The organism is Bradyrhizobium sp. MOS003 (assembly GCF_003020125.1).
In the GTDB taxonomy this organism is placed as follows: domain Bacteria; phylum Pseudomonadota; class Alphaproteobacteria; order Rhizobiales; family Xanthobacteraceae; genus Bradyrhizobium.
The window spans coordinates 1,891,960-1,915,677 of record NZ_PYFW01000001.1; the positions used below are offsets into that span (position 1 = coordinate 1,891,960).

Here is a 23,718-nt window from a genome sequence, read left to right on the forward strand (position 1 = left end):
GCCTCACGAATTGACGTGCACGAAATCCCGCAGCAGCGGATAGATCTCGTTATTCCAGCGCTTGCCTGAGAACACGCCGTAATGGCCGACGCCGGCCTGCATGTGGTGGACGCGGCGATAGGCGCGCACGCCGGTGCAGAGGTCTTGTGCCGCCAGAGTCTGGCCGATCGAGCAGATGTCGTCCTTCTCCCCTTCGACCGTCATCAGACCCATCCGGCCGACGGCCCGGGTGTTCACGGGACGCCCGCGGTGCATCAGCTTGCCTTGCGGCAGGAGATGCTCCTGGAAGACGTCGCGCACGGTCTCGATGTAGAATTCGGCCGGAAGGTCCATCACGGCGAAATATTCGTCGTAGAAGGTCTTGATGGTCGCAGCCTTGTCCTTCTCGCCCTTGGCGATGTGGTTGGCGAGATCCATGTGCTGCTTGATGTGGCGCTCGAGATTCATCGAGACGAAGGCGGTGAGCTGCACGAAGCCGGGATAGACTTTCCGCAAGGCGCCGCGGCATTGCATCGGCACGTAGTTGATCAGGTTCTGCTCGAACCATTCGATCGGCTTGCTTTTGGCGAAGTCGTTGACCTTGGTCGGCTGGATCCGCGTGTCGATCGGCCCCGCCATCAGCGTCAGCGTCGCCGGGCGCGCGGGATGATTGTCCTCGCACATGATCGCGGCGGCCGCGAGCGCCGACACCGAGGGCTGGCAGATCGCCACCATGTGCGGGCGCGGGCCGAGCTGCCCGAGGAAATCGATCAGGTGCTCGGTGTAGTCGTCGAGCCCGAAACGGCCTTCACTGCGCGGAATGTCGCGCGGATTGTGCCAGTCGGTGATGTAGACGTCGTGGTCCTGCAGCAGCGTCTTCACAGTGCCGCGCAGCAGCGTGGCGAAATGGCCCGACATCGGCGCCACCAGCAGCATGCGCGGCTGCTCCGACACGCCCTCTTTCCTGAAATGCAGCAGCGAGCCGAACGGTGTCGCGTAGGCGATCTCCTCGGTGACGGCGATTTCGCGATTGCCCACCGTCACGCTGTCGATGCCGTAGGCCGGGCGATGATAGGTGAGGGTGGAGCGCGAGATCAGCTCCAGCGCCGCCGAGAGCCGGTTGACGACCTGGCCCGGCACGCCCTCGGGCACCAGATTGAGGAATTTGAGCGCGGAAGACGCCCCGGCCCGCCATGGCGCGGTCAGGTCCATATGGTTCTGAAAGGCCTGATAATACATCGACATCATACTGAAATGCCCACCTTCCCCTGCTGTCATGCAATATCGACGCCAGACGGGAGCCAGATCGCCCCCGAAAATTGGCACGTCGCTTGCTGCTCATTTCGCAGAAAGTACGGGTCACGGGCGCACGCGCGAGCCGGGCGGGGTGCAGGTCACAGGGAAGGGCCGATATGGCGAAGGCGACACTGACCATCAGCAGCAAGAACTATTCGTCCTGGTCGCTGCGTGGCTGGCTGCTGACGAAATTCTCCGGGCTCGATTTCGAGGAAATCGTCACCGCGCCGGATGATGCGTCGGCGCGCGCCGAAATCCTCCTGCTGTCGTCGTCGATCCTGGTGCCGTGCCTGCGCCACGACGGCGCCACGGTGTGGGATACGCTGGCGATCGCCGAATATCTCAACGAGGTGATGCCGTCAGCCGGACTGCTGCCAGATGACCGCGTGCAGCGCGCGCATTGCCGCTCGATCTGCGGCGAAATCCACTCCGGCTTCACCACCTTGCGCGCCTCGCTGCCCGTCAATCTGAAGGGCCATTTTCCCTGCTTCAAGATCTGGTCGCGCGCGCAGGCCGACATCGACCGGGTCTGGTCGATCTGGCGCGACTGCCTGGAGATGTCGGGCGGCCCGTTCCTGTTCGGCGAGCGGCGCACCATGGCGGATGCGATGTACGCGCCGGTGGTGACGCGTTTCGTAACCTATGACGTCAAGCTCGAGCCGCAGCTGAAGGCCTATGCCGATACCATCATGGCGATGCCCGAGATGAAGGAATGGATCGCCGCGGCGCGGGAAGAGCCGGCCGAGATCGAGGAACTCGAGGTCGAATATTAGGCAGGCATTCCATGGCCCTGCCTGTTTCGGGGGCGGGGACCGGCTACAGCGGCTCCGGCGCCCATGCCCTTGTCGCGATTAACCTTTGGCGCCCGTGTTCGGCCCGCACGCTGCACAGATATTGTACGCGCCGACAGAGCTACATCGACATCTAGCCGTGAACAGCTGCGTACGCGGCCGTTCGGCTGATTCGGACGTGATTCGTTCGAGCCGCGTTCCGAAGGTTAAGGCGGAGCGCGGCCCCGTTGCATTTTGAAACAGATGCAGGCGTCAGGCCGCCCCGCGCTGCCTCACGCGCGGCAGGCGCCAACCGATGACGGTCGCTTCGACCGCGATACCGGCCTCGTGGTTCTGCCATCGTCCCTCGACGTAACGGCAGGCGAACGGCAGCTGGTACGTTCCGCTGTGGTCCTCGCACAGCACTTCCAGTGCGAGGCCCGGCGGTGGTTCTCCGGCGCCGTCGAATTCCGCCAGACGTCTATCGCGCGTTGCCATTCCAAAAATCTCCCCTAAACAAAGCCGCGGAAAGAGCGCCCACTTCTTCCGCGCGCGGATCATCGTTCCCCGTCCAAGGGAACGATACAAGCTCAACGCGAGAATGCGGTACGAGTGTGGTAGCCTTTGGTGACTGTGCGCAAACAGCGCACATTGCCGTGATCATTGGATGAGGAACCTGCATGCTGCTTCGAAACGCCGGCCTTTGTTTCGCGATGTTACTGCTCGCAACGCTGGCGAATGCGCCGACGCACGCGCAGGACGTGCCCGGCATCGAGATCTGCACGGTCGAGAAGACCATGGAGCGGCGCACCAGCTGTCTGCAAAGCAATGTCGACTTCCTGCAGAAGACGATCACCAAGCTCACGCTCGACCATCAGCAGAAGCTGGACGCGGCCAACCGCCAGATCGACGCGCTGAAGACGAGCCTTGCCGGCCTGCAGAAGACGCTTGGCGATCTCCAGGCCGCGCAAGTGAAGACGACCGAGGACCTGAAGAAGAAGCAGGACGCGCCGCCGGCGAAGGACGCGAAATAAGCGCGCCGGTCACGTCACGCGATATCGGTCCATCACCTCTCGATCGGGCTCGTAGCCGAGCCCCACACCCGAGGGCACCGCGACATGGCCGGTGGAATCGCTATCCGCGCGGCCGCCCCAGAGGCAGGCTTCGCGTTTCAGATAGAACAGTTCGACGAGACCATCGTCGCGCGTCGCCAGCAGATGCAGCGTCGCGAGCAGGCCCGGGCCGAAATACGGCGAGTGCGGCACGATCTTGACGCCGAGCCGGTCGGCGAGCGCTGCGACCTTCACGAATTCCGTGATGCCGCCGACCTTGATCACCGACGGCTGGGCGTGGCTCACCGCGCCGGCCTCCATCATCTGGCGGAATTGATACTCCGTGCAGGCATTCTCGCCGGCGGCGATCCCGAGCCCGCCTTTGCTGCGCACCTCGGCGAGCGCGTCGAAGTCTTCCGGCGGCCACACCGGCTCCTCCAGAAACATCGGCCGCGCGTCGCGGCAGGTCATCGCGAACGCGATCGCCTGCTCGGCCGTCAGGGGGCAGTTCATGTCGACCATCAGCGGAATGGCCGGCCCGATCGCCTCCCGCGCGGCGAATACCGCAGGCGCCGTGGTCTCGTGCAGCTTGATCGCGCCATAGCCGAGCGCGAGCGCCTTCTTGCATTCGCCGGCGATGTTCTCGGGCGAGCCGATCCGCAGCAGGCTCGCATAGGCGGGAATGGCCGTGCGCCTGGTCTCGCCGAGCAGGCGATGCAGGGGCACGCCCTCGACCTTGGCGGCAAGGTCCCAGAGCGCGATGTCGAGCCCCGAAATCGCGAACATGGTGATGCCGTAGCGGCCGAACAGATGCAGGTTGCGCTGGATCTGCTCCATCACGGCGGGGATGCCGGCCGCATCGGGCACCTTCAGCCCGCGGGCCTGCGGTGCGATCATCTCCGCGACGGCGCTGCGCGTGGTGCGCGGGCAGACATAGGCGAACGCGTCGCCCCAGCCGGTCAGTCCGGCATCGGTGGTGACCTCGACCAGCACCATGTCGAGCGCGGAGATCGCGGACGCGCCCTGACGGAAGCTCGCGACACCGGCATCATAGGGGATGCGGATATGATGCGCACGCACATCGGTGATTTCCATGGCGCGGTTCCTCCGGGCTTTCTGGTGAGCGGTTCTGCGGAGTGTAGCCACGAACGCCGGCTCGTTGCCAGTGGCCGTTCAGGCGCGGTCTTGTCGCGGCGCCGAAAGAATGCGCGCAACGCTGGCATACCATCCCGCTTGCTTGGCAAGCCGAGGCGACTTTGCCATAACCGCAGGCAAATCTTGCGTGTGGGGCCCGTGCCGGACATCCCGTGCAAGTCATAACAAGCAGCTGGGAGGGTCCCACAATGTCCAACGTTCGCGTTCTCGCCACCGACCTCGAATTTCCCGAAGGGCCGGTCGTGATGCCTGACGGTTCGGTGGTGCTGGTGGAAATTCGCGGCCAGCGCCTGACGCGCGTTTATCCCGACGGCCGCAAGGAGATCGTCGCGAAGATTCCTGGCGGCCCGAATGGCGCGGCGCTCGGCCCCGACGGCAAGATCTACATCTGCAACAATGGCGGCTTCTCCTGGATCCCGACCCGCAACATGATCATGCCGGGTCCGCAGCCCGACGATTATCTCGGCGGCTCGATCCAGCGCGTCGATCTGCAATCCGGCAAGGTCGAGACCGTCGTTACCAAATGCGGCGAGCACGATCTGCGCGGGCCGAACGATCTGGTGTTCGACAAGCAGGGTGGCCTGTGGTTCTCCGATCTCGGCAAGCGCCGCCATCGCGAGATGGACGTCGGCGGCATGTACTATCTCAAGCCCGGTATGAACGAACTGGTCGAGGTCGTGCACGGCATCCTGCCGGCCAACGGCATCGGGCTGTCGCCGGATGAGAATACCGTCTACATCGCGGAGACGCCGACGGGCCGGCTCTGGGCCTACGAGCTCTCGGCGCCCGGCACGCTGAAGCCGCGCGACGTGATCTATCGCGGCGAGCGGGGAAAACCGATCTGCGGCCTCGGCGGCTACCAGATGTTCGACTCGCTCGCGGTGGAAGCGAACGGCAATGTTTGCGTCGCCACCCTCGTTTCCGGCTGCATTTCGGTGATCGCGCCCGACGGCACGCTGGTCGAGCAGGTCCCGACCGGCGACCGCGTCACCACGAACATCGCCTTCGGCGGCCCCGAGTTGAAGACCGCCTACATCACGTTGTCAGGCAAAGGCGAGCTGGTCGCTATGGACTGGCCGCGCGGTGGATTGCCGCTCAATTTCCTGAACAAGTAAACGGTGCTAGTGACCGTCATTGCGAGCGAAGCGAAGCAATCCAGGAATGCGTCCGCGGTGACCGTCTGGATTGCTTCGTCGCTCCAGTGCAAAATTGCCCTGCAATTTTGTCACGAGCTCCTCGCAATGACAAAAGAGAGAGTCCCGAATGCCCTGGCCTGATCCCATCACCCTGCGTGGACAGCACGCCCGTCTCGAGCCGTTGTCGCAGCAGCATTACGACGGGCTGGTCGAGGCTGTGAAGGACGGCGAGATCCACAAGATCTGGTACACCCTGATCCCGACGCCGGAGAACGTGGCCAAGGAGATCGACCGCCGCCTGGGCCTGCAGGCCGCGGGCTCGATGCTGCCGTTCACCGTGTTCGACGCCGGCGGCAAGATCGTGGGACAGACCACCTACATGAACATCGATGCCGCCAACCGGCGCGTCGAGATCGGCTCGACCTGGTACGGCAAGAGCGCGCAGCGCGGCCCGCTCAACACCCAGTGCAAGCTGCTGCTGCTCACCCATGCCTTCGAGACGCTGAACTGCATCGCGGTGGAATTCCGCACCCACTTCTTCAATCATCAGAGCCGCAATGCCATCGAGCGCCTGGGCGCCAAGCAGGACGGCATCCTGCGCAGCCATCAGGTCGCGCCGAACGGTACGCTGCGCGACACCGTGGTCTACAGCATCACCGCGGCCGAATGGCCGACGGTGCGGACGCATCTCGAATATCAACTCAACGAAAAGCCGCGCTGAGCGGCGGCCGAGGCACCATGGACAGATTCGATTATGTGATCATCGGCGCCGGCTCTGCCGGTTGCGTGCTCACCAGCCGGCTGAGCGAAGACCCCTCAACCAGCGTCTGCGTGCTGGAAGCGGGGCCCTCCGACTGGCATCCCTACATCCATCTGCCGGCGGGCTTCATCAAGACCTTCCACATGAAGAGCATCAACTGGGCCTACCAGCAGGAGCCGGGGCCCTGGACCGGCGGGCGCAGCATCTACGCGCCGCGCGGCAAGACGCTCGGCGGCTCCTCCTCGATCAACGGCCACATCTACAACCGCGGCCAGCGGATGGATTTCGACACCTGGGCGCAGATGGGCAATCGCGGCTGGGGCTATGCCGACGTGCTGCCCTACTTCAAGCGGCTGGAGAAGCGGGTCGGCGAGGGCGACGACACGTTCCGCGGCCGTGACGGCAAGCTCACGGTCACCACCATGGATTGGCGCGATCCGCTGTGCGAAGCCTTCATGGAAGGCGCGGTGTCGCTCGGCATTCCCCGCAATCCCGATTACAACGGCGCCATACAAGAGGGCGTCTCCTACTGCCAGCGCACCATCGACAAGGGCTTGCGCGTTTCCGGCTCGACCGCGTTCCTGAAGCCGGCGATGAAGCGGCCAAACGTGCATGTGCACACCCACGCGCATGCGACCGAGATCATCTTCGAAGGCAAGCGCGCCGTTGGCGTCCGCTACACCAAGGGCGGACGTGGCGGCACGCCGATCGAGGTGCGCGCCAACAAGGAAGTCATCCTGTCCGGCGGCACCTACAACTCGCCGCAGCTGCTTCAGCTCTCCGGCATCGGCTCGCCCGATCTGTTGCAGCAACACGGTATCGCCGTGCGTCACGCGCTGCCGGTCGGCGAGGGCCTGCAGGACCATTACGCCCCGCGCACGGTGGCGCGGGTCAAGGACATCAAGACCATCAACGAGCTTCGCCGCGGCGTCTCGCTCTGGATCGAGGCGCTGAAATGGGCGACCGCGCGCCGCGGCCTGCTGTCGCTGTCGCCGACCATGGTCTATTGCTTCTGGCATTCGGGCGAGAGCGCCGACTCATCCGACCTGCAGCTCACCTTCACGCCCGCGTCCTACAAGGAAGGCGTGCAGGGCCAGCTCGAGGACGAGCCCGGCATGACGGTGGCGTCCTGGCAGCAGCGCCCGGAGAGCCGCGGCTATGTCCGTATCCGTTCCAGCGATCCGTTCGCGCCGCCGATCATCCAGACCAACTATCTCGACGCCGAGCTCGATCGCCGCGTCATTGTCGGCGGCATGAAGCTCGCGCGCCGTCTTTTGAAGTCCGCGCCGCTGTCGCCCTATTACGCCTACGAGGATTTCCCCGGCCCCAACATCAACACCGACGACGAGTTTTTGGCCGCGGCCACCGAGCGCGGCACCACCACCTTCCACCCCGGCTGCACCTGCCGCATGGGCCCGGCGGATTCGAGCTGGGCTGTGGTCGATGACCAACTCCGCGTCCACGGCCTCGAAGGCCTCCGCGTCATCGACGCCTCGGTGATGCCACGCATGATCTCGGCGAACCTCAACGCGTCAACGATGATGATCGCCGACCGCGCCTCGGACCTGATCCGCGGCAAGCAGCCGATGGAAGCCGCGCGCATTCCGGACGCTGCGGTGGCGTGAGGTTTCGTAGGGTGGGTTAGCTGCGCGATTGCGCGAAGCGCAACTCGCGCGGCGTAACCCACCGCTTCTGCCGATGCGGAAACGAAAGAGGTGGGTTACGCTGACGCTAACCCACCCTACGGCCACTGATGGACAGACTGCAAATGCAACCAGGCGCCGAGCGGCAGTCAGTTGGTCAGATTGCTATCTGCGGCCTCGTCTTTGCCCGCACGGCTATTCCGGTTGGCCTGCTACTGCGCGAAGGCTGGCGCGATTAGACGCTCTTCGCCGGCCTCTGGGTGGTCATGTACTTCCTGGGCGGGATCGGATGGTTTCCTCGGGGTACACCAGTTCGAAAGGCATTTTCGTATGGCGTGCTTGTTGGCACCGTACTGCCGGCTCTGGAGTGGATGTTGACGCTGCGAGGCTCGTGACCCGTCGGGCAAAACACCCCGCACCCCGTCAACCCCTCCCTGCAAAAATATTCCACTTTACCGAAATTCGGAATTGCGGCATACATCGACGCAGCCCGGCCCGACGAAGAGGGGCGGTTCGCGAGTCGTTCGAAACGCGGGCCGGGTTGCGGTGGACGCAGCAGCGTCGGCACGAGAGGTGCGGGCAGGGCGGGTAGCCCCTGTGAGTCCGCGGCCGCGTGAAGACGAACGGCGCTGTTGCGTACGGCAAAACCGTGTGGTCCTGGCCGTCGTTGCCACGGTCAAGCCTGTCGCGGAGATGTGCGCGAGCCCAACCGGGCGGACGGCATCGGCAATTCGCGGGGCGAGGGAGGCCAGAAGGAAAGTTCGGCTCCCGGGAGATCACGGCATAAGCCGTCCGACCATCGCGCAGGGAAGGCCGGGCGTTCGGCCACACCTGTATGCTGCTGTGCGGTTTTTGTTGCGTGTGCTTTGCGCAGCAGACCGCGGGTGCCGGTCGGCGCCCGGCCTTCCCTGCGCCCTCTTTCACAAGAGGACGTGCAAGTTGAAGCAGAGCTCGGGCGCAATGCGCCGCGAGAATGCGAAGGTGCGTCCGCGATTTATGAGCGTCGGGCCAAACACTGCTCTCGTGCCCCGGACGCAGCGCAGCGCTCTCGCGGTGCGCTGCAGAGCCGGAGCCCATGTCTCCGAGCAATCAGTGTCGCCTTCTGGTCCCGGCTCCGCGCCGCAGCGTTGCACGCTGCAGCGCGTCCGGGGCACGAGAAGCCTACACTTCCCGTCGGCTCAAGAACGCCAGCCGCTCGAACAGATGCACGTCCTGCTCGTTCTTGAGCAGCGCGCCGTGCAGCGGCGGGATCAGTTTGCGCGGGTCGCGCTCACGCAACTGCTCCACGCTCATGTCCTCGTTGAGCAGCAGCTTGAGCCAGTCCAGAAGCTCCGAGGTAGACGGCTTCTTCTTCAGCCCGGGCACTTCGCGCACCTCGAAGAAGATGCGCAGCGCTTCCTCGACGAGGCGCTTCTTGATGCCGGGGAAGTGGACGTCGACGATGCGGCCCATCGTATCGGCGTCGGGGAACTTGATGTAGTGGAAGAAGCAGCGGCGGAGAAAAGCGTCCGGCAGCTCCTTCTCGTTGTTGGAGGTGATCATCATGATCGGGCGCTGCTTGGCCTTGATCGTCTCGCCGGTCTCGTAGACATGGAATTCCATGCGGTCGAGCTCGAGCAGCAGGTCGTTCGGGAATTCGATGTCGGCCTTGTCGATCTCGTCGATCAGGAGCACCGGGCGCTGCTCGGCCGCGAAGGCTTCCCACAGCTTGCCGCGCTTGATGTAGTTCTTGATGTCGGACACGCGCGCATCGCCGAGTTGGCTGTCGCGCAGACGCGACACCGCGTCGTATTCGTAGAGGCCCTGCTGCGCCTTGGTGGTGGACTTGATGTGCCAGGTCAGCAGCGGCGCGTTCAGAGCCTTCGCCACTTCCTCGGCCAGCACCGTCTTGCCGGTGCCGGGCTCGCCCTTGATGAGCAGCGGGCGCTCCAGCACGATCGAGGCATTGACGGCGACCTTGAGATCGTCGGTCGCAACATAGTCCTTGGTGCCGGTAAATTTCATTGCGTGTCCTTGGGTAATCGTCGGCGCGAGGTGCGGCCCCGGTCGCGACAAGCGAACGGCCGCGCACGGCGGCCGTTCCTGGTTCGGTCAGGCTTTCAGACCCGTTTTATCAGCGAAAGGATGACGAGCACAATCACCGCGCCGATGGTGGCGTCCACGATGGCGCCGACCGTGCCAGTTGCCAGCTGGATGTGCAGCTGGGGCAACACCCAGCTTGCGACCAGCGCGCCGATGATGCCGACGACGATGTTGCCGATCAGTCCAAATCCCGCCCCGTGGACAATCTTGCCCGCAAGCCAGCCTGCGATCGCGCCAATGATGAGCGCTGCGACAATTCCCATTGCAAACGTCCCCAAAACAACCCCGTGAAGGCCCCAATTCTAGAGCAAAAAGCTTCCCGGTCCAGCGCCCCGCGGCGGTCTCCGCCCCTTGACGTTCGTCCCCCGACGGGCAATCTGTCACCCATGTTCCTGCAATTCTTCACTTCTCTGCGCGATGCGCAGGTCCCCGTGACGCTGCGCGAATACCTCACGCTGGTCGAGGCGCTCGACGCCGATCTGGCGGATTATTCGGTCGAGAATTTCTACTATCTGTCGCGCACCGCGCTGGTGAAGGACGAGCGCAACCTCGACAAGTTCGACCGCGTCTTCGGCACGGTGTTCAAGGGGCTGGAAAACCTGCTCGACGCCATGGAGAAGGCGGAGATCCCCGAGGAGTGGCTGAAGAAGCTCGCCGAAAAATACCTGACGGAAGAAGAGAAGAAGCAGATCGAGGCCATGGGCTGGGACAAGCTCATGGAGACCTTGAAGAAGCGCCTCGAGGAGCAGAAAGGGCGGCACCAGGGCGGCTCGAAATGGATCGGCACCGCCGGCACCTCGCCGTTCGGCGCCCACGGCTACAATCCCGAGGGCGTGCGCATCGGCCAGGAGAAGAACCGCAACAACCGCGCCGTGAAGGTGTGGGACAAGCGCGAGTTCAAGGATCTCGACGGCAATGTCGAGCTCGGCATCCGCAACATCAAGGTGGCGCTGCGCCGCCTGCGCAAGTTTGCGCGCACCGGCGCGCCGGACGAACTCGATCTCGACACCACCATCCGCGAGACCGCCAATCACGGCTATCTCGACGTCCACATGCGCCCCGAGCGGCGCAATGCGGTGAAGCTGCTCGTGTTCTTCGACATCGGGGGCTCCATGGACATGCATATCGAGCAGGTCGAGGAGTTGTTCTCGGCGGCGAAGAGCGAGTTCAAGCACATGGAGTATTTCTACTTCCACAACTGCCTCTATGAAGGCGTGTGGAAGCAGAACAAGCGCCGCTTCACCGACCGCACCCCGACCTGGGACGTGCTGCATAAGTATCCGCACGACTACAAGATCGTGTTCGTCGGCGACGCCTCGATGTCGCCTTACGAGATCATGGTGCCCGGCGGCTCGGTCGAGCACGTCAACGAGGAGCCGGGCTCGGTCTGGCTCGACCGCATCATCCGCACCTATCCGCATGCGGTGTGGCTGAACCCGGTCGCACAGAAGCACTGGGATTATTCGGAATCCACCACCATCATCAAACGCATCTTCGCGAACCGGATGTATCCGATCACGATTGAAGGGCTGGAAGGTGCGATGAAGGAATTGACGCACTAGCTTATGACCAGCCCGGTGCGATCGGCAACGGAAGTGCGCTCCCTGTCCCGCTTGCGGGGGAGGGCTGGGGAGGGGGTGTCGCCGCGGGCGACGCTCCCCAAGAGGAGAGAGCCCCCACCCGCGTCGCTTCGCGCCGCGACCTCCCCCGCAAGCGGGAGAGGTTAGACCGAGTATGCGGCGAGTGAGTGCCGTACCAACAGCCATAAAATAACGAGGGAGAACCATATGCCCCAAAACATCACCCGCGGCATCAAGGCGCTGATCGACGAGGCCAATGCCGAGATCGAGACGCTCAACGCCAAGGACGCCATCGAGATCTCCAAGAACGGCGACGTCGTCATCGTCGACATTCGCGACCCCCGCGAGATCGAGCGCGACGGCCGCATCCCCGGCGCGTTCGCCTGCACCCGCGGCATGCTGGAATTCTGGATCGATCCGGAGAGCCCCTATGCCAAGCCGGTGTTCCAGGAGGACAAGAAGTTCGTGTTCCACTGCGCCGGGGGCTTACGCTCCGCGCTCGCGGCCAAGACCGCGCAGGACATGGGCCTCAAGCCGGTCGCCCACATCGCCGGCGGCTACGCCGCCTGGCGCGATGCCGGCGGGCCGACTGAACAGTGGGTGCCGAAGAAGAAGGGGTGAAACTTGTCACACGCGGGCTTGACCCGCGTGTCCATCATCTCAAGAAGGATGGATTGCCGGGTCAAGCCCGGCAATGACGATTGGAGAGTACAGAAGCATGACCACCGCCACCGACCCCCTCGTCTCCACCGAATGGCTCGCCGCCCATATCAACGACGCCAACGTCAAGGTCCTCGACGCCAGCTTCAAGCTCCCTGGCGTGCTGCCGCTGCCGAAGGACGATTATCTCGCCGCGCATCTGCCGGGCGCCGCGTTCTTCGACGTCGATGCGGTGTCGGACCATTCCAACCCGCTGCCGCACATGTATCCGAGCGCCGAGCAGTTCGGCCGTGACATCGGCAATCTCGGGATCTCCAACGCCGACACCGTCGTGCTCTACGATGCCGGCGGCTGGGTCGCAGCGCCGCGCGCGTGGTGGATGTTCCTGGCCTTCGGCCATAACAACGTGCGCATCCTCAACGGCGGCTTGAAGAAGTGGCGCGCCGAAGGGCGAGCGGTCGAAGCCGGCGAGGTGAAGCCGAAACCCGCGAGCTTCAAGGCGAACTATGATTCAAAGCGCGTGCGCAGCATGCAACAGCTGATCGCCAACGTCGAAAGCCGTGCCGAGCAGGTGATCGACGCCCGCGCCGCCGACCGCTTCGAGGGCCGCGCGCCCGAGCCGCGGGCGGGAATCCGCTCCGGTCACATCCCCGGCGCCCGCAACGTGCCCTACAATCAACTGTTCGACCCCGCGACCGGCGAGATGAAGCCGCTCGAGGATCTGCGCGCTGCCTTCACCAGTGCCGGCGTCAAGCTCGATGCGCCGATCGTGACGAGCTGCGGCTCGGGCGTGTCGGCCGGCGTGCTGACGCTCGCACTGTATCGCCTGGGGATCACCGACACCGCGCTCTATGACGGCTCCTGGTCGGAATGGGGCCAGGAGGGCGGCCCGGCCATCGCGACCGGGGCGGCGTAAACGCAGTAGCTAAGACGACGGTGCGCCCCCTCGCCCCGCTTGCGGGGAGAGGGTTGGGTGAGGGGGAGTCTTCACGGGGACGGTGACAGTGGGAATCGCGGAGAGTCCCCCTCACCCGTAATCCGCGCTTGGCGCGAATTCCGGCCTCTCCCCGCAAGCGGGGAGAGGCGAAGGAGGCGCGTCACCGCGTGCGCGGGGCGGTCGTCGCGAAGGTCTGTGGCTGGCCGAACGGATCGAGCTGCTGTTGCAACTGCTGAGGCGGCGGACGTCGCACCACGCGATGCCGCTTCTTGGCCTTCGCTTTGCGCTTGGTCGCCTTGTCGGCCTTGCTATCGGGCTTGCTCTCAGCCTTGCTCTCAGCCTTGGCCTTCGCCGGCGCATCCTTCACGGCCGTCGTCGCCGGCTCGTTCAGAGCGGCCAGCCTGGCCGAGGCGACGTCGAGTGCGGACGAGGTTAGCGCCGCACTGTCCGCCGGCGCCGGCTCGCCGACGGTCGCGGCGGGCTCGGGTGCGGGGATCGACGCCGTGGTGTCGGCCGGGGTGAGCGTATCGGCGGGTGCCGGCGCGGCGGCCTCTGTCGCCATCTCGGAGTTGGCGGGTTCGGCGCCCGGGACGTCGGCCGGAGGTGTGGCAGCCGGAGGCTGAGCCTCGGTCGTCAGCGCGGCGATCTGCTCGGGCTCGCTTCCGGGCAGTCCAATGGTCGGCACCTGGTCTCGTAGTGACGGCTCGGGCTCGGCCGCTTCCGGCTCCGCGCGCAAGACCGCGAGCACCGGCTCGGGAGCTTGCGCGAACATCCGCTCCTGCGGGCCGTTCCGCCAGGAGGGGTTGCTGACATACTGCTCGTGGCTCGCCCGCAGCAGTGCGGCGGCGCCCAGACCGAACACCAGGATGGAGGTTGAGAGCAGGATCGCGGCAAACAGGAAGCGAAAGCCGGGAAGCATCGAAGGATTGCGAATTTCCGCCCCGGCGGCGAAGTAGCCAGGGCCCATGAGCCATCTGAACGCGGTGACGGTACTGCTTTGCCGCGTTCGCCACGCGGGGATCGGGAATTCAAATGGGTGGCGAATCAGGCTGATTCGAACATACCGCAACGATTCCGAGCCGTTCCCTTAAATTCGGAGGCGAAGACTGCGGCAATTGACGGCATGAGTTGATTTCCCGCTCCGTGATGCAACGGGGCAACGGTAGTCTTGCGGGATCACAAATCGGCAAGTCCTGCGCAAATAAGCCTGATATGTCTTGAATGTGCCGCTATCTTCGGCCATCTGGCCGTTGTCGGTCCTGACGGGCCCGGGGACACTGCAAGAGCGATGATGATCAAACATTTTCTGACGATATGCGCTGCCGCAACAGTCGCTGCGGCGGGAACCTCGCTCGCACAGGCTCAGAGCTATCCGGTCCAGCAGGCGCCGAGCTACGGCGCCCCGGCTGAATATCGGCCCGGCGACCGCGCGCCGAATTTCGACGCGCTGGACGATGACGACGATGCGATGCCGCACACGTCGCTGCCGCCGCCCGGCCCGGCCGACGATCCGCGCTATGGCCGCCCGGTCGGCGCTCCCCCGGTCTACTCGGCCGCGCCGCCGCAGGGTCCGGTGATGTCGCCGGATGATCCGCGTTATGGCCGCCCGGCTGGCGCTCCGCCGGTCTATTCGGCCGCGCCGCCGCAGGGTCCCGTGATGTCGCCCGACGATCCCCGCTACGGCCGCCCCGCCGGTCCGCCGCCGGTGATCTACGCCAATCGGCCGGGCCAGCAGGGACAGGCTCCCGCCGGTGACGGCCTTCGTCCGCCGGAAGCCGTTGGTGGTCCCGCCGCGACCGGAACGGTTCAGGCCGGGCAGCCGCCTGTCGGTGCCGATGGCCGGCCGATGACGATGGCCGCGCTGCCCCCCGAGGAGCAGCCCGATGCTGCGCCGGTGCAGTTGCCGCCGAACCTGCGCCGCCAGGAGGTTTCGTTCCAGACCAAGGAGCCAGCCGGCACCCTCGTGGTCGATACGCCTAACACCTATCTCTACTACGTGCTCGGAGGCGGCCGTGCGATCCGCTACGGCGTCCGCGTCGGCCGCGACGGCTTCACCTGGACCGGCGTCCAGAAGATCACCCGCAAGGCCGAGTGGCCGGATTGGCATCCGCCGACAGAGATGATCGAGCGCCAGCCCTATCTGCCGCGCTTCATGGCAGGCGGCCCCGGCAATCCGCTCGGCGCCCGCGCGATGTATCTCGGCTCGACGGTCTATCGCATTCACGGCACCAACCAGCCATCGACCATCGGCAAGTTCGTCTCGTCCGGCTGCATCGGCATGCTGAACGAGGACGTCTCGGACCTGTTCGATCGCGTCAAGGTCGGCACCCGCGTGGTGGTGATGCCGGGTGGCCCGCCGCCGGGAACGGCGACCGCTTCCGCTGCGCCGGCGCCGGGCGCTGCTCCCGGTCCCGCTCCGATGGCCGCTCAGGCCGGCCCGGTCCCGGGCACGCAGCCGACCGTGGTGCCGCCGCTGCCCGCGCCGGTCACCGTGCGCTGAGCGTCGACCGACAATTCAGAATTGCGAAGGGCGTGCCACCGGCGCGCCCTTCCTCGTTTCAGGCCAGCTTGCGCGGCAGCTCACCGCCTCCGGTGAAGGCGTCGATCGCCTCGACCATCTGGCCGTAATGGATGCGCAGGCCGTCCTCGGTGGCGTAGCCGAGATGCGGCGTCAGCACGAGATTGTCGAGCTTGCGGAAGGGATGGTCGACCGGCAGCGGCTCGACTGCGAACACATCGATGCCGGCGCCCGCGATCTTGCGCTGCTGCAACGCTTCCAGCAGCGCCTGCTCGTCCACGATCGGCCCGCGCGCGGTGTTGACGAGAAAGGCTGTCGGCTTCATCCGCGCCAGATCGGCAGCGCCGACCAGCCCGCGCGAGCGCTCGCTCAGCACCACATGAATGGTGACGATATCGGCCTTGGCGAACAGCTCCTCCTTGGTGGCATATCCGACCCCGGCAGCCTCGCATTTCGCCGGCGTGAGGTTCGGGCTCCAGGCGATCACGTTCATGCCGAACGCCTTGGCGATCCCGGCCATCCTGCTGCCGAGCTTGCCGAGCCCGACGATGCCGAGCGTCATGCCCTCGATCTCGACGCCGGCAAAGGTCTGCCAAGGCTCGCCGGCATGCATGCGCGCGTTCTCGCGGCCGATGCCGCGGGTCAGCTCCAGGATCAGGCCCATGGTAAGCGGCGCCGTTGGATCGCGCGAATATTGCGTGCCTGCGACGGTGATGCCGCGCGCCTTCGCGGCTTCCATGTCGATCGCGGCATTGCGCATGCCTGAGGTGAGCAGCAGCTTCAGCTTGGGCAGCTTGTCGAACAGGCTCGTCGGGAATGCCGTCCGCTCGCGCATCGCGCAGATGATGTCGAAATCGGCCAGCGCGCTGGCCGCGGCCTGCCCGGAGGCGAAGGGATGGCTGAACACGGTGACATCGAGGCGGTCGGACAGTTTCTGCCAGTCAGCGACGTCGAGCGCGAGGTTGAAATAGTCGTCGAGAATTGCACAGCGCAGCCGGCTCATCGGTGGTCATCCATAGCGAGAGGGGACGGCGCTGGGCGCGCGCCATCGTCGAAACCAGGCCATGGTTGCGCGCAATCAGGACAGCGCGCAAGCCGCTCGCGCCTTCAAAACTCCGATAGCAGGAGATGGGCTCAGAGGTCGCGGGGCTTCAGGCGGAACGGCGCGTTCATGCCGTGCTTGGCGCGCCAGGCGGGGCCGGGGCCGCGCATGTAGTGCAGTTCGGGCCGGTAGGGATTGAAGGCGGTGGCGAAGAAGCGCTTGAAGAACCCCTTGATCTCCGAGCCGAGCGCAGAGGAGCTGCCGGCTTCGGCCGGAACAGGGAGTGAATGGGTGTCGATCAGAGCCATGACGCTGTCTCGCTATGCTCTCGCTTGTTCTGAGCGGGTGGCGCTGTTGCCGCGCGAGACCGAGCATTCGGCCTGATTGATTAAAAGATGGTTTCAATTGTCCGGATCTGGCCCGGATGGTGTCCGTTCCGTATTCATCCGTGGTGAACGGACGGAAAACATTGCCCTTTGGGGGCGGGATCGCTACATCGGCGGCAGCAAATCTCCTCAAATTGAAGGTGTCACGGGACCCATGGCGCGCCAGTTCATCTATTTCATGCAGGGCCTGACCAAGAGCTACCCGACCCGCAAGGTGCTCGATAACATCCATCTGTCGTTCTACCCGGACGCCAAGATCGGCGTGCTCGGCGTCAACGGCTCGGGCAAGTCGACGCTGCTCAAGATCATGGCTGGCCTCGACAAGGAATATAACGGCGAGGCCTGGGTCGCCCAGGGCGCCCGGGTCGGCTATCTCGAGCAGGAGCCGCATCTCGATCCGGCACTCAACGTGCGCGAGAACGTCATGCTGGGCGTCGCCAAGCAGAAGGCCATCCTCGATCGCTACAACGAGCTGGCGATGAACTATTCCGAGGAAACCGCCGACGAGATGACCAAGCTGCAGGACGAGATCGAGGCCCAGGGCCTCTGGGATCTCGACAGCAAGGTCGACCAGGCCATGGACGCGCTGCGCTGCCCGCCTGACGATGCCGACGTCACGAAGCTCTCCGGCGGCGAGCGCCGCCGCGTCGCGCTGTGCAAGCTGCTGCTCGACCAGCCAGAGCTGCTGCTGCTCGACGAACCGACCAACCATCTCGATGCGGAATCCGTGTCGTGGCTGGAAGGTCATCTGCGTAACTATCCCGGCGCGATCCTGATCGTCACCCACGATCGCTACTTCCTCGACAACGTCACGAGCTGGATTCTCGAACTCGACCGCGGCAAGGGCATTCCCTACGAAGGCAACTACTCGTCCTGGCTGGTGCAGAAGCAGAAGCGGCTGGAGCAGGAGGGCCGCGAGGACGCCGCGCACCAGAAGACGCTCGCGCGCGAGCAGGAATGGGTCGCCTCGTCGCCGAAAGCACGGCAGGCCAAGTCCAAGGCGCGCTACCAGCGCTACGAGGATCTGCTCAAGCAGGCGAGCGAGAAGCAGACCCAGACCGCGCAGATCATCATTCCCGTCGCCGAGCGGCTCGGCGCCAACGTGGTCGACTTCGAAGGTCTCAGCAAAGGTTTTGGCGATCGCCTCCTGATCGACAATCTCACCTTCAAGCTGCCGCCCGGCGGCATCGTCGGTGTGATCGGACCGAACGGCGCCGGCAAGACCACGCTGTTCAAGATGATTACCAAGCAGGAGCAGCCGGATTCAGGCACCATCACGGTCGGCGAGACCGTGCATCTCGGCTATGTCGACCAGTCGCGCGATGCGCTCGACGGCAACAAGAACGTGTGGGAAGAGATTTCCGGCGGCAACGAGCTGATCCTGCTCGGCAAGAAGGAAGTGAACTCGCGCGGCTATTGCTCGGCGTTCAACTTCAAGGGCGCCGACCAGCAGAAGAAGGTTGGCGCGCTCTCGGGCGGTGAACGCAATCGCGTACATCTCGCCAAGATGCTGAAGTCGGGTTCGAACGTTCTGCTACTCGACGAACCGACCAACGACCTCGACGTCGACACGCTGCGCGCGCTCGAAGAGGCGCTGGAGGATTTCGCCGGGTGCGCCGTCATCATCAGCCATGATCGCTGGTTCCTCGACCGTATCGCGACCCACATCCTGGCCTTCGAAGGCGACAGCCATGTCGAATGGTTCGAAGGTAACTTCCAGGATTACGAGAAGGACAAGATGCGCCGGCTCGGCCAGGACAGCGTCATTCCGCACCGCGTGAAGTACAAGAAGCTGACGCGGTGATGTCGGCATGATGCGGCGGGCGCTCATCGCTGCGGTGATCGTGGTCGCCTGCGGCTGGTCGTCCGCCCGCGCGGCCGATGCCGCCTTCACGCAGTTCATCGCCTCGCTCTGGCCGGAGGCGGAGGCTGAAGGCGTCTCGCGCAAGACGTTCGACGAACAGACGCGCGGGCTCGAGCCGGATTACAAGCTGCCTGACCTGATCCTGCCCGGCCGCCCCGCGCTAGGTGCGCCTTCGCAGGCCGAGTTCGTGCAGGTGCCGGCCGACTACGTCAAGGAAGCCTCGATCGCGCGGCTTGCCGGCGAGGGGCAACGGCTGCTGCAGAAATATCGCGCGTCGCTGAGCGAGATCGAGAACAAGTCCGGCGTGCCCGCGACCGTGATGCTCGCAATCTGGGGCCGCGAGACCGACTATGGCCGCTACACGCTACCTTACGATTTGGTTCGCGTGCTGGCGACGCAGGCCTATGTCGGGCGCCGCAAGGATCAATACCGCACCGAGTTCATCCTCGCGCTGAAGATCCTCAGTGAGGGCGTGGTGACGCGCAAGGACATGCGCTCGTCCTGGGCAGGTGCCACAGGGCTCACGCAGTTCCTGCCATCCGAATATTACAAGCACGGCGTCGATTTCGATCGGGATGGACGCATCGACATCTGGCATTCGGTGCCGGATGCGTTGGCCTCGGCCGCGCAACAGCTCGTCAACAAGGGCTGGCAGAGCGGCGTGCGCTGGGCCTACGAGGTGCAGGCGCCGGCTAAAGTCGATTGCACCACCGGCGTGCCGGAGGTGACGAAGCCGATCGGACAGTGGCTGCGCGAAGGTTTCGTGCCGGTGCGCGGTCAGAAGCTCAGCGCCACCGAACAGGCGCAGCCGGCCTCGCTGCTGCAGCCGGAGGGCATCTACGGCCCGTCATTCCTGACCACGAAGAACTACTTCGTCATCAAGGAATACAATTTCTCCGACCTCTATGTGCTGTTCGTCGGGCACCTGGCCGACCGCATGACGAGCCCGCTGCCGTTCGCAATGCCCTGGGCGGCCTCGAAGCAATTGCGCACGAAAGACGTCGAGACGATGCAGCGTGGGCTTACGCGCGCCGGGCTCTACAAGGACAAGATCGACGGCAAGGCCGGCATGCAGACGCGCGCCGCGCTCGGCGCCTATCAGAAGTCGGCGGGCCTCAAGGTCGACTGCTGGCCGAGCGAAGAGGTGCTGCGCGCGATCCAGGCGGCGCGATAGCGCGAGAGCAAAGAAAAAGCCCGGCCGAGATGCTCGGCCGGGCTTCGATCGCGACGCTCACGAGCGCCGGTGCGATCGGATCAGTAGCAGACGCGAACCGGGCGAACGACCCAGCCGTAGCCGTCCCAATAACGCTGACGCTGCCAGTAGCAGGGCGGGGGCGGCGGGCCGGGCTCGGCGACGTAAACCGGGCCGCCATAGGCGGGCCGGCTCGACGCGATGGCGCCGCCGACGATCGCGCCGCCGATCAGGCCGGCCGCGATACCGGCGCCGATGTTGTCACCGGCTTTCGCCGGCGGGGTTGCTGTCACCAGCGAACCGGCGACCGTCGCAACCGTGAGGGCGGCAACCAAAGTCTTCTTCATGCTCTTGGCTCTCCTGGGAGATGGGTTCCTCTTGTTAGAGGCGCCCGGGTTTCAAAGGTTCACACACGCTGGTGGAATTGGCCGTGCAGCTAGGAAGCGCGCAATTGGTCAACCCACGGTAAACGCACACGGAGCTGTGACGAGAAAAAGCGGTCTTTTTCGGGCTCTGAGATGAACGGCGCATCCGTAGTGAACCGGTCCAGAGCTGCGCGTCGCGGTGAACCGGTTCGAGGCGCGTTAGCCGCAGACCCGAACGCGGCGGACGCGCCAGGCATAGCCGTCCCAGAAGCGATGCTTCTGCCAGACGCAGCCGCCGCCGTAATAGCCGTCGGCGACATAGCCGGGCGCCGGCGCATAGTAGCGGGGCGGGTAATAGCCCGGCTCGTAATAGCCGGGGCCGGGTCCGTAATAATACGGAGAGGCCAGCGCGCCGCCGACAATGGCGCCGCCGATGATGCCGGCCGCCACGCCGGCCGCGACGCCACGCTGCGCATGGGCCGGTGTTCCGGCCGAAAGGGCCATGGTGGCGACGGCGGCGACCGCCAGGAGCGACTTCTTCATTGGCTTGACCTTTCGTACAAACACGCGGGAACGCTTTGGGGCAGAGTTCCATACTTCGTTTGAATGATCAATGAACGGCGCCTTTGCCGGGCGCGACCAATCGATATCGGTCGCAGCTCGGCTTGGAGACGATGATGGGTAGCGCGATGGTCAATGCATTGATTGCCGCCGGGGTCGTGTCCGCGATCGGCTACGGACTGGTCGCCCATCTCCAGAACCGCGGCCAGCGGCGCTCCCGCGCGGGGGCGGGCGGCGATGGCAGCAGCGGCGGCGCCACCTCTTCGGGGAGCAATGACGGCTTCTCACTGGGAAGCTGGTTTTCCAGTGACAGTTCGGGCAACGCGACCGACAACGGCAGCTGTTCCAGCAGCGATAGTGGCGGCGATTGCGGAGGCGGCGGCGACGGTGGGGGAGGCGGCGGCGATTAGATCTCCTCCAATCTTGATCCAGCGCAACACTGAAATTTAGAGCCGTTCTAGGCTGCTTCGGGGCCAGTTTGGAATAGCTTCAAATACCGCTTTTTCCTTTTGCATCCGGCCGGCCCGTTAAATATCGATGATGACGCATCACCGAAGGGCCTGCCGGTTCCATGATCGTTTGTTCCTGTAACGTGCTGAGCGATGACGATATCCGCGCCGCCGTCGCCGAGTCCGACGACGCCGTGCGCCATGCCAAGCAGGTCTATGGATGCCTGGGCTGCAGCGCCGAATGCGGTCGCTGCGCCCGGACGATCAAGACCATCATCGACGAAGCCCTCGGCCCCTGCGCTCAATCCTGCTGCTCGGGCTGCCCGCATAACCACACCGTGGCTGCCAATGATGAGGCGGCTGAGCCCGCCCAGTTCGCCCTCGCGGCCTGTTGAATCTTCCGCCAGCCATGGCTGAGCTTTTCCCCGGCTGCGTCTGTGTAGCCAGTTGCCCTCATTCGTAAACTGACTTAGAAGCGTTCTAAATTCGGTTAGTGCCGATTTGGACTGCAAGAGCTGGAGTGAACCATGCAGGGCGACGCAAAAGTCATCGACTATCTCAACAAGTCACTGCGTCACGAACTGACTGCGATCAACCAGTACTGGCTGCACTACCGCTTCCTCGACAATTGGGGCCTCCTCGACATGGCCAAGGTCTGGCGCAAGGAGTCCATCGAGGAGATGGAGCATGCCGACAAGCTCACCGCGCGCATCCTGTTCTTGGACGGCTTTCCGAACATGCAGGTGCTCGATCCCTTGCGCATCGGCCAGAACGTCAAGGAAATCATCGAGTGCGACCTCGCCGCCGAGATGAGCGCGCGTGCGCTCTACCAGGAAGCGGCGACCTACTGCCACGGCGTCAAGGACTACGTCACGCGTGACCTGTTCGAGAAGCTGATGAGCGACGAGGAGCACCACATCGACTTCCTCGAAACCCAGCTCGACCTGATCGGCCGCATCGGCCTCGAACTCTACACCCAGAAGCATGTTGGCGGGCTCGAGGGCGAGGGGCACTAAGCTCCGGCCCGCTCCCTCCATTCCTCATGGCCGGGCTAGACCCGGCCATCTACGTGTTGCCGCACAACGAAGACGTGGATGCCCGGGCCTTCGCCTCGCCGAAGCCGCTTCGGCCGCGCAGGCGGGACAAGCCCTGGCATGAAGTCGTGCGCGGGACGACGCCCCACCTACAACTGCGTCTTGTAGATCTCTTCCACGGCCTCCTGGCTCGCGGGCTCTCCAAGCCCGGTCTGTTCGTGAACGACCGTGACGATGCTGGGCATCACCGAACGCTCCACTTTCTCGGGCGACCATAGCTTCGAGCGCATCAGCGCCTTGCCGCAGTGGAAATAGACCTCGCTGACGGCGACATTCAGCACCGCGCGCGGCGGCTTGCCGAATTCGACCATTGCGGCGAGCAGATCCGAATCGGCCGACAGCGTGCCGCGTCCGCCGACGCGTAGAGTCTCGTCGATCCCGGGCACGAAGAACAACAGATGCACGAAGCCCGAGCCTTCGACGACGTTGCGAAAACTGTCGATCCGGTTGTTGCCGGAGCGGTCCGGCATCAACAACTGGTTGGGGCCGGCGACGTGGACGAAGCCGATGCCGCCGCCGCGTGGCGAGGCATCGACGCTGCCGTCCGCGCCCGACGTCGCGAGCACGCAGAACGGCGACATCTCGATGAACTTCTTCGCATGCGCATCGATCGCGGGCCGCGCTTTCGCGATCACACGCGGGCTTGGCTCGGCATAGATCGTGGCGAGGTCTTCGGCGCGAAGCTGGGTCACGAAGGTCTCCTTGATTGACGCGCCGAGACTATCATTCTCCGGCCGCCCCGCTATCCCCTTTGTCGCCGCCATGGCCATGCGATCACGTCGGCGCAGTAGAGTGCCCACCAGATCAGCACGGGCTGAAGCATCAGGCGCGGTCCATGGTAAAGCCAGCTGTTGGGGATGGGCGGAAGGTCGATGCCCTCCAGCGCGTGCTTGATGTTCGCCGGCCAAACGCAAAGCGCATAGAGCGCCAGGGCCACGCCTGCCCACCGGCGCAGTGGCGTCGTCAGCAATGCGATCGAGCCCGCGATTTCACAAACGCCGGCAACGAGAATGACCTCTATCGGGAACGGAACCCAGGACGGCGTGATCGCGAGAAACTTGGCGGGGATGGCCAGATGCGCAAACCCGGCAGCGATATAGAGTGCGGCAAGAGCGAAGCGCATCACCGCGCGCCTGCGGTCGGGTTCGGACGCCATTCCTCGAACTAGCACGCGCGGAACGAGGACGCCATCGTGCG

General features: G+C 64.8%; 26 protein-coding genes. 14 read left to right on the top strand and 12 right to left on the bottom strand.

All coding sequences use genetic code 11. From position 1 onward, the window contains the following. Positions 1-3: 3 nt before the first annotated feature. Entirely contained in the window at positions 4-1,227 is a 1,224-nt protein-coding gene (locus C7G42_RS09110) for a polyhydroxyalkanoate depolymerase (protein WP_106948583.1), read from the bottom strand. Positions 1,228-1,391: 164 nt separating this feature from the next. On the opposite strand from C7G42_RS09110, the gene C7G42_RS09115 reads away from it, so the two are divergent. Next, on the top strand, positions 1,392-2,048 hold the full coding sequence (locus C7G42_RS09115) for a glutathione S-transferase family protein (RefSeq protein ID WP_106948584.1): 657 nt from the start codon (positions 1,392-1,394) through the stop codon (positions 2,046-2,048). A gap of 270 nt (positions 2,049-2,318) precedes the next feature. Here the strand turns inward: C7G42_RS09115 and C7G42_RS09120 are convergent, their stop codons facing one another. Further along, on the bottom strand, positions 2,319-2,543 hold the full coding sequence (locus tag C7G42_RS09120; RefSeq protein ID WP_018318578.1) for a hypothetical protein: 225 nt from the start codon (positions 2,541-2,543) through the stop codon (positions 2,319-2,321). A 182-nt stretch (positions 2,544-2,725) separates the two neighbouring features. On the opposite strand from C7G42_RS09120, the gene C7G42_RS09125 reads away from it, so the two are divergent. Next, complete coding sequence (locus C7G42_RS09125; RefSeq protein WP_106948585.1) at positions 2,726-3,079, top strand: hypothetical protein; 354 nt, start codon at positions 2,726-2,728, stop codon at positions 3,077-3,079. 9 nt (positions 3,080-3,088) lie between these two features. Here the strand turns inward: C7G42_RS09125 and C7G42_RS09130 are convergent, their stop codons facing one another. Beyond that, entirely contained in the window at positions 3,089-4,192 is a 1,104-nt protein-coding gene (locus C7G42_RS09130; RefSeq protein WP_106948586.1) for a mandelate racemase/muconate lactonizing enzyme family protein, read from the bottom strand. Between the two features lie 248 nt (positions 4,193-4,440). Between C7G42_RS09130 and C7G42_RS09135 the strand changes: the two genes are divergently transcribed. From C7G42_RS09135 to C7G42_RS09145, 3 genes are all read left to right on the top strand, one after another. Next, positions 4,441-5,367 (top strand): SMP-30/gluconolactonase/LRE family protein, encoded by a 927-nt coding sequence (locus C7G42_RS09135; protein WP_106948587.1) that lies wholly within the window; start codon positions 4,441-4,443, stop codon positions 5,365-5,367. 148 nt (positions 5,368-5,515) lie between these two features. Next, positions 5,516-6,109: a GNAT family N-acetyltransferase gene (locus C7G42_RS09140; RefSeq protein WP_106948588.1), complete on the top strand. Its 594-nt coding sequence runs from the start codon at positions 5,516-5,518 to the stop codon at positions 6,107-6,109. A 17-nt stretch (positions 6,110-6,126) separates the two neighbouring features. Continuing rightward, on the top strand, positions 6,127-7,773 hold the full coding sequence (locus tag C7G42_RS09145; RefSeq protein ID WP_106948589.1) for a GMC family oxidoreductase: 1,647 nt from the start codon (positions 6,127-6,129) through the stop codon (positions 7,771-7,773). Positions 7,774-8,952: 1,179 nt separating this feature from the next. On the opposite strand, the gene C7G42_RS09160 is transcribed toward C7G42_RS09145, so the two are convergent. Beyond that, a complete protein-coding gene (locus C7G42_RS09160) occupies positions 8,953-9,795 on the bottom strand; it encodes an AAA family ATPase (RefSeq protein WP_106948590.1) in 843 nt (280 codons plus the stop codon). 95 nt (positions 9,796-9,890) lie between these two features. Next, positions 9,891-10,136: a GlsB/YeaQ/YmgE family stress response membrane protein gene (locus C7G42_RS09165; RefSeq protein WP_018318587.1), complete on the bottom strand. Its 246-nt coding sequence runs from the start codon at positions 10,134-10,136 to the stop codon at positions 9,891-9,893. Between the two features lie 123 nt (positions 10,137-10,259). Between C7G42_RS09165 and C7G42_RS09170 the strand changes: the two genes are divergently transcribed. From C7G42_RS09170 to sseA, 3 genes are all read left to right on the top strand, one after another. After that, a complete protein-coding gene (locus C7G42_RS09170; RefSeq protein WP_106948591.1) occupies positions 10,260-11,435 on the top strand; it encodes a vWA domain-containing protein in 1,176 nt (391 codons plus the stop codon). Between the two features lie 225 nt (positions 11,436-11,660). Beyond that, the gene (locus C7G42_RS09175; protein WP_106948592.1) at positions 11,661-12,074 is read left to right on the top strand and encodes a rhodanese-like domain-containing protein; all 414 of its coding nucleotides are present in this window, start codon (positions 11,661-11,663) and stop codon (positions 12,072-12,074) included. 97 nt (positions 12,075-12,171) lie between these two features. After that, positions 12,172-13,029, top strand: coding sequence for a 3-mercaptopyruvate sulfurtransferase (gene sseA, locus C7G42_RS09180; RefSeq protein WP_106948593.1), 858 nt, complete (start codon positions 12,172-12,174; stop codon positions 13,027-13,029). 181 nt (positions 13,030-13,210) lie between these two features. Here the strand turns inward: sseA and C7G42_RS09185 are convergent, their stop codons facing one another. After that, the gene (locus tag C7G42_RS09185; protein WP_106948594.1) at positions 13,211-14,017 is read right to left on the bottom strand and encodes a hypothetical protein; all 807 of its coding nucleotides are present in this window, start codon (positions 14,015-14,017) and stop codon (positions 13,211-13,213) included. A 324-nt stretch (positions 14,018-14,341) separates the two neighbouring features. Here C7G42_RS09185 and C7G42_RS09190 point away from each other — a divergent pair, with 324 nt between their 5' ends. Next, on the top strand, positions 14,342-15,550 hold the full coding sequence (locus C7G42_RS09190; protein ID WP_199580727.1) for a L,D-transpeptidase family protein: 1,209 nt from the start codon (positions 14,342-14,344) through the stop codon (positions 15,548-15,550). 58 nt (positions 15,551-15,608) lie between these two features. On the opposite strand, the gene C7G42_RS09195 is transcribed toward C7G42_RS09190, so the two are convergent. Together C7G42_RS09195 and C7G42_RS09200 are read right to left on the bottom strand one after the other, a co-directional pair. Continuing rightward, positions 15,609-16,571, bottom strand: a complete 963-nt coding sequence (locus tag C7G42_RS09195; RefSeq protein ID WP_106948596.1) for a D-2-hydroxyacid dehydrogenase family protein — start codon at positions 16,569-16,571, stop codon at positions 15,609-15,611. Positions 16,572-16,702: 131 nt separating this feature from the next. Continuing rightward, the gene (locus C7G42_RS09200; protein ID WP_094977266.1) at positions 16,703-16,918 is read right to left on the bottom strand and encodes a hypothetical protein; all 216 of its coding nucleotides are present in this window, start codon (positions 16,916-16,918) and stop codon (positions 16,703-16,705) included. A 232-nt stretch (positions 16,919-17,150) separates the two neighbouring features. On the opposite strand from C7G42_RS09200, the gene ettA reads away from it, so the two are divergent. Both ettA and C7G42_RS09210 read left to right on the top strand, forming a co-directional pair. Continuing rightward, positions 17,151-18,800: an energy-dependent translational throttle protein EttA gene (gene ettA / locus C7G42_RS09205; RefSeq protein WP_106948597.1), complete on the top strand. Its 1,650-nt coding sequence runs from the start codon at positions 17,151-17,153 to the stop codon at positions 18,798-18,800. Between the two features lie 7 nt (positions 18,801-18,807). Continuing rightward, positions 18,808-20,034 (top strand): lytic murein transglycosylase, encoded by a 1,227-nt coding sequence (locus tag C7G42_RS09210; protein ID WP_106948598.1) that lies wholly within the window; start codon positions 18,808-18,810, stop codon positions 20,032-20,034. Positions 20,035-20,114: 80 nt separating this feature from the next. On the opposite strand, the gene C7G42_RS09215 is transcribed toward C7G42_RS09210, so the two are convergent. Both C7G42_RS09215 and C7G42_RS09220 read right to left on the bottom strand, forming a co-directional pair. Next, positions 20,115-20,399 (bottom strand): hypothetical protein, encoded by a 285-nt coding sequence (locus tag C7G42_RS09215; protein ID WP_028179902.1) that lies wholly within the window; start codon positions 20,397-20,399, stop codon positions 20,115-20,117. A 237-nt stretch (positions 20,400-20,636) separates the two neighbouring features. Beyond that, a complete protein-coding gene (locus C7G42_RS09220) occupies positions 20,637-20,960 on the bottom strand; it encodes a hypothetical protein (RefSeq protein WP_106948599.1) in 324 nt (107 codons plus the stop codon). Positions 20,961-21,091: 131 nt separating this feature from the next. On the opposite strand from C7G42_RS09220, the gene C7G42_RS09225 reads away from it, so the two are divergent. The 3 genes from C7G42_RS09225 (at position 21,092) to bfr (ending at position 22,443) form a co-directional block, all read left to right on the top strand. Further along, entirely contained in the window at positions 21,092-21,388 is a 297-nt protein-coding gene (locus C7G42_RS09225; protein WP_106948912.1) for a hypothetical protein, read from the top strand. 161 nt (positions 21,389-21,549) lie between these two features. Then, positions 21,550-21,822, top strand: coding sequence for a (2Fe-2S)-binding protein (locus C7G42_RS09230; protein WP_094893810.1), 273 nt, complete (start codon positions 21,550-21,552; stop codon positions 21,820-21,822). A 132-nt stretch (positions 21,823-21,954) separates the two neighbouring features. Next, the gene (bfr, locus tag C7G42_RS09235) at positions 21,955-22,443 is read left to right on the top strand and encodes a bacterioferritin (RefSeq protein ID WP_027529403.1); all 489 of its coding nucleotides are present in this window, start codon (positions 21,955-21,957) and stop codon (positions 22,441-22,443) included. Positions 22,444-22,610: 167 nt separating this feature from the next. Here the strand turns inward: bfr and C7G42_RS09240 are convergent, their stop codons facing one another. Further along, complete coding sequence (locus tag C7G42_RS09240) at positions 22,611-23,213, bottom strand: MSMEG_1061 family FMN-dependent PPOX-type flavoprotein (RefSeq protein ID WP_106948600.1); 603 nt, start codon at positions 23,211-23,213, stop codon at positions 22,611-22,613. A gap of 50 nt (positions 23,214-23,263) precedes the next feature. Then, positions 23,264-23,677, bottom strand: coding sequence for a DoxX family protein (locus C7G42_RS09245; protein ID WP_106948601.1), 414 nt, complete (start codon positions 23,675-23,677; stop codon positions 23,264-23,266). Positions 23,678-23,718: the final 41 nt, after the last annotated feature.